The sequence below is a fragment of the Dactylosporangium maewongense genome (assembly GCF_039531485.1).
In the GTDB taxonomy this organism is placed as follows: Bacteria; Actinomycetota; Actinomycetes; order Mycobacteriales; family Micromonosporaceae; genus Dactylosporangium; species Dactylosporangium maewongense.
Genome location: NZ_BAAAQD010000006.1, coordinates 409,519 through 422,710, shown reverse-complemented (window position 1 = coordinate 422,710; position 13,192 = coordinate 409,519). Strand labels below are relative to the sequence as shown.

Annotated in this window: 9 protein-coding genes; 7 read left to right on the top strand and 2 right to left on the bottom strand. The window is 73.2% G+C overall.

The genetic code is table 11. From position 1 onward, the window contains the following. Positions 1-57: 57 nt before the first annotated feature. From dxs to ABD332_RS18365, 4 genes are all read left to right on the top strand, one after another. On the top strand, positions 58-2,010 hold the full coding sequence (gene dxs, locus ABD332_RS18380; RefSeq protein ID WP_344503173.1) for a 1-deoxy-D-xylulose-5-phosphate synthase: 1,953 nt from the start codon (positions 58-60) through the stop codon (positions 2,008-2,010). Between the two features lie 185 nt (positions 2,011-2,195). Further along, positions 2,196-3,608, top strand: a complete 1,413-nt coding sequence (locus tag ABD332_RS18375) for an outer membrane protein assembly factor BamB family protein (protein ID WP_344503172.1) — start codon at positions 2,196-2,198, stop codon at positions 3,606-3,608. A gap of 31 nt (positions 3,609-3,639) precedes the next feature. Further along, positions 3,640-5,013, top strand: a complete 1,374-nt coding sequence (locus tag ABD332_RS18370) for an outer membrane protein assembly factor BamB family protein (protein ID WP_344503171.1) — start codon at positions 3,640-3,642, stop codon at positions 5,011-5,013. Between the two features lie 126 nt (positions 5,014-5,139). Further along, complete coding sequence (locus ABD332_RS18365; RefSeq protein WP_344503170.1) at positions 5,140-6,402, top strand: hypothetical protein; 1,263 nt, start codon at positions 5,140-5,142, stop codon at positions 6,400-6,402. A gap of 112 nt (positions 6,403-6,514) precedes the next feature. Here ABD332_RS18365 and ABD332_RS18360 read toward each other — a convergent pair whose 3' ends face one another. Further along, a complete protein-coding gene (locus ABD332_RS18360) occupies positions 6,515-7,882 on the bottom strand; it encodes an outer membrane protein assembly factor BamB family protein (RefSeq protein ID WP_344503168.1) in 1,368 nt (455 codons plus the stop codon). Between the two features lie 182 nt (positions 7,883-8,064). Here ABD332_RS18360 and ABD332_RS18355 point away from each other — a divergent pair, with 182 nt between their 5' ends. From ABD332_RS18355 to ABD332_RS18345, 3 genes are all read left to right on the top strand, one after another. Beyond that, positions 8,065-8,730, top strand: a complete 666-nt coding sequence (locus tag ABD332_RS18355; protein WP_344503167.1) for a response regulator transcription factor — start codon at positions 8,065-8,067, stop codon at positions 8,728-8,730. Then, positions 8,727-9,929, top strand: coding sequence for a sensor histidine kinase (locus ABD332_RS18350; protein ID WP_344503166.1), 1,203 nt, complete (start codon positions 8,727-8,729; stop codon positions 9,927-9,929). Before ABD332_RS18355 ends, ABD332_RS18350 begins: the two co-directional genes overlap by 4 nt. A gap of 82 nt (positions 9,930-10,011) precedes the next feature. After that, positions 10,012-11,769: a diguanylate cyclase domain-containing protein gene (locus ABD332_RS18345; RefSeq protein ID WP_344503164.1), complete on the top strand. Its 1,758-nt coding sequence runs from the start codon at positions 10,012-10,014 to the stop codon at positions 11,767-11,769. 287 nt (positions 11,770-12,056) lie between these two features. On the opposite strand, the gene ABD332_RS18340 is transcribed toward ABD332_RS18345, so the two are convergent. Beyond that, positions 12,057-13,151: a peptidoglycan DD-metalloendopeptidase family protein gene (locus tag ABD332_RS18340; protein WP_344503162.1), complete on the bottom strand. Its 1,095-nt coding sequence runs from the start codon at positions 13,149-13,151 to the stop codon at positions 12,057-12,059. Between the last annotated feature and the right edge of the window lie 41 nt (positions 13,152-13,192).

Here is a 13,192-nt window from a genome sequence, read left to right as displayed (position 1 = left end):
GTCAAGATTCGTCCGGCCGACGTGCGCCGATGCGCGCCCCCGTTAGAGTTGAGCCCCATGAGCACTGAAGAGACCGAGGCCGCCACCCTGCTGAGCTCCATCCGCAGCCCGGGTGACCTCCGTGACCTCTCGACGGAGCAGCTGGAGGTGCTCGCGGCGGAGATCCGCGACTTCCTCGTCGCCAAGGTCTCCCGCACCGGCGGCCACCTCGGCCCCAACCTCGGTGTGGTGGAGCTGACCCTCGCCCTGCACCGCGTCTTCGACTCGCCGAAGGACCGCATCCTCTTCGACACCGGCCACCAGGCCTACGTCCACAAGATCGTGAGCGGCCGCCAGGACGGCTTCGACCTGCTCCGCCAGCGCGGGGGGCTCACCGGCTACCCGAGCCAGGCCGAGAGCGAGCACGACATCATCGAGAACTCGCACGCCTCGACCGCGCTGTCCTATGCGGACGGCTTGGCGAAGGCGTTCGCGCTGCGCGGCGAGCCGCGGCACGTCGTCGCGGTCGTCGGTGACGGCGCGCTCACCGGCGGTATGTGCTGGGAGGCGCTGAACAACATCGCCGGCGCGAAGAACCCGCTCGTCATCGTCGTCAACGACAACGGGCGCTCCTACTCCCCGACGATCGGCGGCCTCGCCGACCACCTGTCCAACCTGCGGCTCAACCCGAGCTACGAGAAGGTCCTCGACCTGGTCAAGGACTCCCTCGGCCGGACGCCGCTGGTCGGCCCGCCGCTGTACGAGGTGCTCCACGCGGTCAAGAAGGGCATCAAGGACGCGGTCGCGCCGCAGGCAATGTTCGAAGACCTCGGCATCAAATACGTCGGACCCGTCGACGGCCACGACCAGGTGGCGGTCGAGTCGGCGCTGCGCAAGGCGAAGTCGTTCGGCGGCCCGGTGATCGTGCACGCCGTGACCCGCAAGGGCTTCGGCTACCGGCCCGCCGAGGAGGACGAGGCCGACTGCCTGCACGGCCCCGGCAGCGCCTTCGACATCGAGACCGGCAAGCTGCTCGCCCCGGCCGCGGTGAAGTGGACCGGCGTGTTCGCCGACGAGCTCGTCGCGATCGCCGACGAGCGCGCCGACATCGTCGGGATCACCGCCGCCATGGCGGAGCCGACCGGCATCGCGAAGCTCATGAAGAAGTACCCCGAGCGGGCGTACGACGTGGGCATCGCCGAGCAGCACGCGGCGACGTCGGCGGCCGGGCTCGCGATCGGCGGCCTGCACCCGGTGGTCGCGGTCTACGCGACGTTCCTCAACCGCGCGTTCGACCAGGTGCTGCTCGACGTGGCGATGCACAAGCTGCCCGTGACGTTCGTGCTCGACCGGGCCGGCATCACCGGCCCCGACGGCCCGTCGCACTACGGCATCTGGGACATGGCGGTCTTCGGCGTGGTCCCCGGCCTGCGGCTGGCCGCGCCCCGCGACGCGCAGACCGTCCGCGAGGAGCTGCGCGAGGCCGTGAGCATCGAAGACGGCCCGACGATCGTGCGCTTCCCGACCGGCGCGGTCCCCGCGGACCTGCCCGCGGTGCGGCGCGTCGGCGGGGTCGACGGCTTCGGCGGGGTCGACGTGCTCAGCGAGCACGAGCGCAAGGACGTGCTGCTGGTCAGCGTCGGCGCGTTCGCGCACCTGGCGGTCGACGCGGCCGCCCGCCTCGCCGAGCAGGGCTATGGCGTCACCGTCGTCGACCCGCGGTGGGTCCGGCCGGTGCCGGTCGAGCTGGTCGGCCTGGCCCGCGAGCACCGCCTGGTCGTCACCATCGAGGACGGCGTCCGCACCGGCGGCGTCGGCGACGCGATCGCCAAGTCGCTGCGCGACGCCGACGTGTGGGTCCCGCTGCGCGACCTCGGCGTCCCGCAGGCCTGGCACCCGCACGGCACGCGCGCCGAGATCCTCTCGGAGCTGGGCCTGACCGCGCAGGACGTGTCCCGCCAGGTCACCGAGTGGGTCAGCCGCCTCGACGAGACCGAGCAGCCCACGGTCCCCGCCCGCGCCCGCACCTGACCCCAGCGCCACCGGAACGGCGGATCCTTCTTCGGATCCGCCGTTTCGCCTGTGTACGACCTGAGCCCGCACCTCGCGAAGCGCAGGGCGACGGGAACGCCGGTCACGTGGTCCGCGCGGCGGTGGGGGCGGAGGCACAGCCCACGGGCACGCAACCGGGGCGTCGGCGTGGGACTCTGACTCACATGGCTGAGACCGTGATCGAGCTCGACCTCAGCAGCCCGTGGGAGCCGCCGGAGGTTCCCGCGCCGCCACGGCGGCGGCTGAGGACCCGGTTGGTGGCGGTCTGTGCGGTGCTCGCCGCCGCGCTCGGCTCGCTCGGCGCGGCCGGTCCGGGGACGCGGCTCACCCCGCTCTACCGGATCGGGGACCAGGTGCGCAGCGTCACCGTCTTCGGTGACATGCTGTTCATCGACCGGTTTCAGCAGTCGGTCTCCGACCCGCGGATCGAGGGGCACCGCCGCTCGGACGGTGCGCGCCTGTGGGACTTCCCGACCACTCCGCAGCAGCAGCCGGCGAGCGTCAGCGACGGCGCGCTGATCCTGATGCGGTACTCCGACGAGGACGACGGGTTCAGCACCAGGCTGACGGTGGTCGACTCGGCCACCGGCCGGCAGCTGTGGTCCCGGCAGAATGCGTCGTTCATCGGTACCCGCGACCACCTCGTCATCGTTGAGCAGCAGCTCGAACAGCGCAGGATCGTCGTGTCCACGCCGGAGGAGCAGCCCGACCCGAGGGTCAACCGAGCCTGGGACGGGGCGCCGCGGCACGTGCTCGCGCTCGACGAGCGCACCGGGGTCACGGTCTGGGAGCACGAGGCGCCGCCCCGTGCCGCGCTCAGCTACACCTGGGAAGGTCGGTACCCCACCGGCCGCGTCACCGGCGTCTACCAGCTCGACCAGTCGGGGCTGGTGACCCATCGGGACATCCGCACCGGGGCCGTGCTGTCGACCGTGCAGCTGGCCTGGTCGGGCGTGCCGGCCATGTTCGGCACCGGGGTCGGCTGGCAGTTCGCCCCCGACGCGGTCCCGCACCGTGCCCTGGTCTACCCGGACGGGGAGCGTGGCGCGATCGTGTTCGACCTCACCGACGGGCGGGCACTGTTCCGCACCGACGCGTCCCTCTACGAGGGTCTGTACCCGTGCGCGGCCGACCTGTTCTGCGCGGCCGACGAGCGCGGCATCGTCACGTACGACGGCACCACCGGCGCGCCCAGGTGGCGGCTCGGCCCGTACCGGGAGGTGATCGGCGGGGCGGGCGGCCGGCTCCTGGTCAGCACGTTGGAGCAGGCGACGGGCGATGCGCCCCCGCTGGCCGTCGTCGACGCGCGGACCGGGAAGATCGTCACGGACCTCGCCGGCTGGCGGCTGATCCGCGAGGCGAGCCCGCAGCGGCTCCTGCTGTGGCGCCCGCTCGACCAGCGCACCGCGGTGCTCGGCCAGCTCGACCCGGCGACCGGACGCATCACCGTCTTCGGCCGGTCCGGGGACTGGTACGGGCCACCCAGTTGCAGCGCGGACGGCGACACCCTCGCGTGCGTCATGGTGGGTGAGCTGACCGTCTGGCGCCTGCCGCCCCGCCCGGACACTGACGGGTGACGCGACAGGGGGGTCATGGCACCCTGGGGCCGTGGCGGAGACCGTGATCGAGCTCGACCTCAGCGTCCCGTGGCAGCCGCCGGAGCCGCCCGAGCCCCGGCGCCGGCTGCAGGGGCGGTGGGTCGCCGTCGCCACGGCCCTCACCGTGACCCTCGGCCTGCTCGTCTCGGCCGGCCCACGGTCCGGGGCGGGTCTGCTCTACACGATCGAACAGCAGGTCCTCCGGGCCCAGACCGCCGGCGGGAGGCTGTTCTTCGCCCGGTACCAGGGAACCGACCCCGGACCGATGATCGAGGCACACGACCTCATCGACGGCGAGCTGCTGTGGCACCGCTCGGCCGAGGCGCAGCAGCAGCTGGTGACCGCGGGCGACGACGTGGTCCTGCTGATGAGCGAGGACCGGACCGGCGCCGGCGACTCCAGCGCCCTCGTCGTGCTCGACGCGGCCACCGGCCAGGAGCTGTGGAAGCGCTCGCACGTCACGTTCACCGGCACGACCGGCGACGTGGTCGTCGTCGAGGACGTGCCCGACGAGCGGCGCGTCGAGGTCGTGTGGCCGGACTCCGAATCGGACGTCAACCGCGCCTTCGCGCAGCCGGAGCGGCGGTTCCTGGGCCTGTCCGCGCGGACCGGGGGGCAAATCTGGGCCGTCACGGTCCCGCAGGGCTCCGACGTGAACGTCAGCTATTCCAACACGTACCAGTCGCGGCTCGACCGGTTCGACGTGCTCGGCCGGGACGGGCGGCTGACGCGGTGGGACGCCCGGACCGGCCGGGTCCGCGCGACCCATCAGCTCGCCTGGTCGGGCGTCTCGGCCATGTTCGACGCCGGATGGCACGACGAGACGGGCCGCGCCGCCGACCGGGTCGTCGTCTACCCCGAAGGCTCACCGGCTTCGCAGGTGTACGAGCTGCCGACCGGCCGACTGCTGTTCCACTGGCCCGGTGCGCAGGGCAGTGGCCTCTTCCGCTGCGCGGTCGACCTCTTCTGCTCCGGCGACAGCGGCGGCATGGACGCCTACGACAGCACCACCGGCCAGCACCGCTGGCACCTCGACGAGCAGACCCACGCGCTCGGCATGGCCGGTCGGCGCCTGATCACCGGCTCGCGCTTCGACCCGTCGGATCCCGGGCCCGTCGCGCTCGTCGACAGCCGCACCGGCACCGTCTTCAAGCAGCTGACCGGCTGGCACGTGCTCACCACCGGCCGGCGGCCGCTGCTGTGGCGGCTCGTGGACATGCGCACCGCCATGCTCGGCGAGCTCGACCCGGCGACCGGCGTGGTCGCCGTCTTCGCCCGCGCCGAGAACTGGTTCGGCAACCCGGAGTGCTCCGTCGACGGCGAGGCCCTCGCCTGCATCGTGGTCGGCGGCCTGTCCGTGTGGCGCCTCCCGTCCCGGCACTGACCGCGGCTTACCCGTACGCGGTCTCCGGACCGCCCCTCGTCCGGCGGCCGGTCCGAGTGGCGGTGCGGTCCACCGTTGTCCGTGTGGCGGCTGCCGGGCCGGTGATGATCGGCGCACAATGGAGCCGTGCCGGTGAGCACGGTCACCATCGATCTGGGCGTCATCGACGGCGGTTGGGACCACGTCGACGACGACACCGCCGGGCTGCCCCGCGGCTGGGGGCTGGCCGCCGTCCTGGCGATGCTGCTCTCCCTGGTGTCCGCCGCGCCGGCGCCGGGGCGCCCGCACGAGGTGACCCGCCAGCCACTGCGCAACGGCGACTACCACGTCGCCGGCGGGGCGCTCTTCGTGCTCGACAGTGACCGCACCCCGACGCCGGTGGAGGCCTACGACGCCACCGACGGCACGCTGCGGTGGATGTTCACCCCCGAGGGGCTGGCCCAGCTGTCGTACGTGGACATCCGCGGCGAACTGGCGGTCCTCTCGCCGGACCTGTGCCGCTCCGGCGTCACCGGCACCACCGTCGCGGTGACCCGGGCGACCGGGCGGGAGCAGTGGCGGGCCGTCGGCGTGCCCGTGCGCACCCCGCCCGGCGGCACCGGCACCGTCGTCATGCGCAGCCTCTGGTCCGACGGCTGCCGTGCCCTCGCCGACAACACGCCCACCGCGGGAGTGCTGCGCTGGCAGCTCATCGACACCGCGGGCCTCGTCCAGTGGGACACCGCCGTCGACCCCGGCACCCGCGTGGCCGTCGACGCCGCCGCGACCGGTGCCACGTGGGCGGCGCTGCTGGACGGCGCCGGCGGGCTCAGCACCGTCGACCTCGTCACCGGCGCGCGCACCGCCCCAGTCCAGGGCATCGCGGGGCCCGCCGACGACCTTGTCGCCGTCGTCGACGACCTGCTGCTCGTCGCCCGGTCGGACGTGCCGACGGGCAGCACCCGGATCACGGCGTACAGTCGCGGCCTCGTCGAACGCTGGAAGGCCCAGGTGCCGACCGGCATCGGCAGCCCGCTCACGATCCTGCCGTGCGACGCGGCGCTGTGCGTCAGCGGCGAACGCACCGCGGCCGTCGACCCGTCCGACGGCGCGCTGCTGTGGATCGTGCCGAGGGCGCTGCCGGCCGTCGCACCCGGCGGCGCCCCGGCCATGGCCGCCGACACCGGCATCACCGTCCCGCCCGGCTGGAGCTTCCTCGCCGCCGCCGGCCCCCGCGTCCTGATCGGCCTGCAGACCGACCGCGACACGCTGCTCGCCTGGTCCGACCGCGGCCCGGCGCCGGCCCCGTCGGTCTCGGTCCCCGGCGCCCTCGTCTCGTGCGAGATCGACGCGGCCCTCGTCGCCTGCGCCACCGAAAGCGACGAGGTCGTCCTGCTCCGCCTGCCGTAGACCCGCGGGCCGTCGCTTTATCCGGCTGAGCTCCTCGCGGCTCGCTCGCAGCTGCCGTCGCGGCTGACCGGCGCGCTCGCGGAGGCGGCCTGCGGCTTCGGCCGTGGACGACTCACAGCCGCCACAGGCGGAGGCTGTCGCCGTCGGCCAGGCACGACAGGCGGTGGCCGCGTAGCGCGCACCGGGAGGGGATCGGGCTCACCTGGCCGAGGATCTCGACCTCCCCGGTGCGCAGGTTCACCCGCCCGATCCGTGAGCCGTTGCCGTCGGGCTTCTGGACCAGCGCCCACGTGGCGCCGGCGGTCGCGGCGGTCCCGGCGGCGTCGTCGCTGCCGTCCGTGGCCGTCGGGATCAGCCCCCAGCCGGTCAGCTCGCTGCGGTCGTTGCCGGTCTCCCAGTCGACGATGCGGATCCGCATGAAGTCCTCGCGGTCCCGGGCGACCAGTACACCGGAGCCGACCGCATCCATCTGGATCTGCCGGCGCCAGCGCTGCACGCCGGTCCGCGGGTCGATGACGGCGATGTCGCGCCAGTTGGGCACGCACACCATCGGGCCGCACGCGACGACGACCGGACCGTAGGCCAGCTCGGCGATCGGCACCGGCTCGGCCGACTGGAAGAGCAGCCGCCACCGGAACTCCAGCGGCGTGTGCCCGTAGCTGGTGATCATCGCCCCGTCGAGGCCGACGGCGACGACGACGAGCATGTCGCCGACGATGCGGACGCTCTGCGGCGGGCCGTCGGCGAGCTCGGGCACCTCCGCGGCGCTGAGCACCGCGCCGGTCGCGGCGGCCCGGATCTCGGTGTGCCCTGTCGTATACCAGATCGCGAACCAGTCGCTGCCGGGCACGTCGGGGGAGACCAGCCGGCCGCCGGCCGGCATCTGGAACTGCCACCGCACGATCCCGGTCTCCGCGTCGATCGCCGCCAGGTGGACCGGCGTCTGCGGGGTGTTGCGCTGCGGCACCGCCGGCGGGCACGTGCCGGTGCGCTCGTCGACGAGCAGCAGCCCGGGCCGGTCGTCGATGCGCAGCACCGCGACCGGTGCGCCCGCCGCGTACCACTGCTGGCGGCCGTCGGCCGGGTCGAGCCGCTCCAGGCTCCAGCCGGTGGCATCGGTGCACGGGCGGTGGCGGATGTAGGCGCGGTCCGCGGCGAGGTAGACCTGGCCGGAGTTCGGCAGGATCCTGCGGCTCCAGCGCTCCTCGCCCGTGCCCCAGTCGTACGCGGTGACGGCCGGGTCCTCCCGCAGCGCGTACAGCATGCCGCGGTCGGCGACGAACCCGACGGTGTGCTCGGCCAGGACGCCGAGGTCCTCCACGGACGAGCCCGCGCCGGAGCCGCCGGTGAACGTCGCGAGCAGCGCCAGCACCATCACGAACGGCCACTGCCGCCGGCCTGGCACCGCCGGTGGCGGCCCGGCCTCCAGCCGATCGTCCTGGTCGTTGACGACGCCGAGATCGATCAGCCGCTCTTCCACATGTTCAGGGTGCCCGGCGCGGGCCATGGTCGCCAACGGTCCGGTATACGTTGGCTGACGCCGCCGCTTCCGACGACGGCTGCCGCCGCCTTCCGGCGGCGGTGCGAGCCGCTCCGTGGCGGCTCACGCGGACTTCACAGCCGGTGCCTGACACTGGCCCGACCGGGTGGGGGTGATGTGGCGTGCGCGTGCTGGTGGTCGAGGACGAGCGGCACCTCGCCGACGCGATCGTGCGAGGGCTGCGACGACAGGGCATGGCGGTCGACGTCTCGTACGACGGCACCCAGGGCCACGAGATGGCCATGGTCACCCGCTATGACGTGGTCGTGCTGGACCGCGACCTGCCCGGAGTCCACGGCGACGACATCTGCGCCGACCTGGTCGCGTCCGGGGCGCTGACCCGGGTCCTGATGCTGACCGCGAGCGGCAGCGTCGCCGACCGGGTCGAAGGTTTACAGATCGGCGCCGACGACTACCTGACGAAGCCGTTCGCGTTCGACGAGCTGGTCGCGCGGGTCCAGGCGCTGGGCCGCCGGGCGACCCCGGCCGCCCCGCCCGTGCTGACCATCGCCGACCTCGTGCTCGATCAGGCCAAGCGGGTCGCGACCCGGGGCGGGCAGCCGCTCGACCTGACCCGCAAGGAGTTCGGGCTGCTGGAGGAGCTGCTGAAGGCCCGCGGCGCCGTCGTGTCCAGCGAGGAGCTGCTCGAGCGCGTGTGGGACGCCAACGCCGACCCGTTCACCACGACCGTGCGGGTCACGATGATGACCCTGCGCAAGAAGCTCGGCGACCCCGCGCTCATCGAGACCGTCGTCGGCGCCGGATACAGGACCAGGCCACCCGAATGACGATCTACGACGCCCGCCGCGCAGCCGTGTTCCGCCCGACGCTGCGGCTGCGGCTCACCCTGCTCAACGGCATCCTGCTCGTCGGCGCCGGGCTCGTGCTCGTGGTGCTGGCCTACATCCTCGTCGACAGCGCGATCCGGCCCGCCGATGAGCTGCAGCCCGGCACCCGGATCGTCCTGCAGGACGGCAGCGAGGTCGACGCCCGCCAGTGGCAGACGGAGCTCGCCGACGCCGCCGAATGGGAGCTCGTGACCCGCGGCAGCCTCGCGCTGCTGCTCATCGGCGCGGTCGGGGTCGCCGGCGCGTACGTCGTCGCCGGCCGGGCGCTGCGCCCACTGCAGAAGGTCACCACCACCGCGCAGCGGCTCACCGGCGAGACCCTCGACGCCCGGATCAACTACGACGGCGCCGACGACGAGGTGTCGGAGCTGGCGAAGACGTTCGACGCGATGCTCGACCGGATCAGCGAGGCGTTCGACACCCAGAAACGCTTCGTCGCCAACGCCTCCCACGAGCTGCGGACCCCCCTCGCCGTCATGCGGACCGAGGTCGACGTCACCCTCGACGACCCGGAGGCCGACGTCGAGGAGTTCCGCCGGATGTCCAACGTCGTGCGCGACGCGTCCATGCGGGCCAACGCGCTCGTCGAGTCGCTGCTGCTGCTGGCGCGCACCGAGGCGCAGGCCGGCCGGCGGCTCGGGCGGAAGGTCCCCACCGACCTGGCCACCGGCGTCACCGTCGCCATGTCCGCGATGGGCAAGGAGATCACCCGGCTCACCCTGGACGTGACCACCGACCTGGCGCCGGCGCGGGTCGTCGGCGACCCCGGGCTGCTCGAACGGCTCGCCGGCAACCTCGTCGAGAACGCCGTCCGGTACAACCACCTCGGCGGGCGCATCTGGGTCCGCACCGGCACGGACGAGACCCTCGCCTGGCTCGTCGTGGGTAACACCGGCTTCGAGGTCGCCCCGGCCGACGTGCCCGTGCTCTTCGAGCCCTTCCGGCGCGGCGGGCGGGAGCGCACCGGTGCCCGCGGCTCGGGGCTGGGCCTGTCGATCGTCCGCGCGGTCTGCGAGGCGCACGGGGGAGGGGTCAGCGCCGTCGCCCTGGACGGCGGCGGCCTCGAGGTGACCGTCAGCCTCCCCGCGGCGGCGGTCACGCCGGTGCTGACGGGCACGGCGCCGGTCAAACCTCAGTGACGCTGTGATCGCGGGCACAGTTTCTCAGTTCCGCCCTCTTCGCCGCCGATGAGACCTCCACAGACACGTCGGAGGAACGCGGATGCGGCTGCGCAGTTGGCTGGTGGTGGGCATCAGCGCCGCCCTGCTGCTGGCGATCGGGGCGGTCGGCATCTCGGTCAACCGCTCCGCGCTGCGGGCCGCGGAGACCGTGCACCGCGCCGACACCCTCGCCCTCGCCACCAACAACGGCGGCCTGGTCGAGCAGCTGCTTTTCCTCTCGGCGAAGGAGCTCAACGACTTCGTCGCGAGCCACCCCCTGTCGCTGACCCCCGGTGACGCGGGCGACCGGGCCGCGCTCGTCGAGTACGCCAAGAAGTCGACGTTCTTCTCGTACGGCGTCGTCCTCACCGACCTCACCGGCAACCCGGTCAACGCCACGAAGGCCGCGAATCTGTTCCCCGACCAGGCGGCGGTCGGCTGGAAGCCGCTGATCTCCGGGCTGGCGCTGGGCAGGCCCGGCTTCTCCTCCCTGATGACGGTCAAGGACACCCTCGTCCAGGCGGTCGCCGTGCCGATCGTCGTCGGCAGCGATCCCGTCGCGCTCATCTATGGCTTCATCCCGGTCCTGAAGGGGCAGCTCCAGGTGTACCTGGAAAAGCTCAGCGACCCGTCGCACCTCTCCCTTGTCGTGGACGCCGGCGGCACCGTCGGCGCATCCAGCGACCCTTCGGCGGTCGGCACCATGGTCGACTCGGAGATCATCAAGAAGATCGGCTCCGAGGAGTCGGTGTTCGTCACGTACCGCTCCGGCGGCAGGTCCATGATCGCCGCCGTCCACGGTGGGCTGCCCGGCGGCTGGGCGTACGTGCGGACCCAGTCCACCGCCACCTTCGACGGCCCGGTCCGCAACCGCAGCCTCACCATCAACCTGGCGCTGCTCACCATGCTCCTCGTCGGCGTCGCCGGGCTCGCCGTCCTCGGGTACCGCTCGCAGCTCGTCCGACGCCGTGCCGAGGAGCGCTTCGCCGCCCTCGTCGAGCACGCCCCGGACGTCGTCACCGTCCTGGACGACGACGGGTCCGTCGTGTACTCCAGCCCCAGCGGCAAACGGATACTCGGCTTCGTCGCCGTCGGCACGTCCGTCTTCGACCTGCTGCACCCCGACGACCGCCAGCACGTCCGCGAACGCTTCGCCGCGCTGCTGAGCGAGAAGGGCGGCCTGGAGCGCATGCAGGTCCGGGTCTCGCAGGCCGACGGCAACCACCGCTGGTTCGACTTCACCGCCTCCAACCAGCTGCACAACGCCGCACTCAACGGCGTCGTCATCAACGCCCGCGACATCACCGACAGCCGCGAGATGCAGGACCGCCTCGCCCACGACGCCCACCACGACCCGCTCACCGGCCTGCCCAACCGCCGCCGCCTGCAGGAGCGCCTCACCGCCTCCCTGCAGCACACCCCCGTCGGCGTGCTCTTCGTCGACCTCGACGGCTTCAAGCCCGTCAACGACGAGCTCGGTCACGAGGCCGGCGACGAGCTCCTGCGCCAGGTCGGCGGGCGCCTCTCCCTCTGCCTGCGCCCCACGGACGTGCTGGCCCGCGTCGGCGGCGACGAGTTCGTCCTGCTCCTGCCCGGCGTCGTCACCCCCGACGACGCCGCCGCCCTCGCGACCAGGCTGCGCGCGTCACTGTCGGAACCCTTCCACGTCGTGGGCAACGAGGTCCGCATCGGCGCCAGCGTCGGCCTCCACCTCGCCGGCCCGGGCGAGGACCCGGACGAGGTCCTCCGCACCGCCGACCAGGCCATGTACGCCGCCAAACGCGGCCCCGACCGCCCCGGCCGCCACCGCGCGCTGTAATTCCCCCCACCGCTGCCGCGGCGGGTCCCGGCGGGGATTCTCACCCGCGGCCCCAATGCGCCGCTCCGCGCCGCACTGCCCGCGCCGAGACGCGAGGCAGACCAGGCGGCGCATGCGCGCCGCATCCGATGCGCACTCCCGCGACCCTGCCTGGGCCGCCGATCTTCGCTTGCTCCGCGGTGATCGAATTGCAGTTCTGGTCGTCATGACGGCCAGATTCGTCATTCGATCAAACGTGCAGATGGGCCCGCGCACCGATCCGTCGCGCGCGGTGGGGAGTTGCAGCGTCAGCCGATGGGGGCGCCGTGGGTGCGCATGAAGGGGAGGGGGTCGATGGCGTTCTGGGGGCCGGTGGGCGGGGCGTTGATGTGGACCTCGAAGTGCAGGTGCGGGGCGGAGGAGTTGCCGGAGCTGCCGACGTAGCCGATGACCTGGCCGGCCTTGACCTGCTCGCCGGGCTGGACCAGGGCCTTGCGGACCATGTGGCAGTACAGGGTGGCGATGCCGCCGGGGTGCTGGATCTTCACGTACCAGCCGCAGCCGCCGACCGAGGCGCTGCCCGTCTGGTCGCAGCTGTGGCCGGCCTCGATGTTGCAGACGACCTCGGCGACGGTGCCGGCGGAGGCGGCGTGGATCGGGGTGCCGGTGAAGGACATGATGTCGACGCCGATGTGGCTGGGGTTGTTGGCGGTACGGAAGCCGGGGCGGGCCCGGAAGCCGGGCAGCGGGTTGGTCCACGCGCCGAAAGCCGGTGCGGCGGGGGCGGCGACGGGCTGGTTGGCCGCGGTGCACGGGGGCGGGGTCGCGGTGCGGCGCACGTAGGCGTCGGAGACGAACGTGCCTTCCGGCAGGCGGTTCCACATGGGGGTGACGCGCTGCGTGCCCACGATGTTCTCGCCGCGCTGCTGGCAGACGAGCGTCAGCGGGGTGCCGTCGGCCAGGGCGGCGATGAGCGGGGCGCCGTGCGCGGGGCCGGTGCGGGCCTTCAGCGGGATGGAGCCGGAGGCGACGGTGCCGGTGGTCGTGTTCGCGGCGGCCGGCACCGCGGCGGGGGCGACGGGGGCGGCCGGGCCGCAGGCGGGGATGGCACCGCCGCGGCGGATCCACGCGTCGGAGACGTAGGAGCCGTCGGTGAGCCGGTCCCACAGGTCCGTGACCCGGACGCTGCCCTGGTTGATGAGCTGGCCCTTGACCTGGCAGTCGATGGCGACGGAACTGCCGTGCGGCAGGGTCCGTAGCGGTGCCGTCCACACGGCGCTGCCGGCCCGGACGTTCAGCGGGCGTTTCGGGGAGACCACGGTCGCCGTCGAGGCGGCCTGCGCATCGACCGGATACGCCAGCGTCAGCAGGAACAGCGCGGCGACGGACATGATTTTGCGCATGGTGCACCCCCGGGGACGAGTGAGCCGTGCAGCCGGGGGGA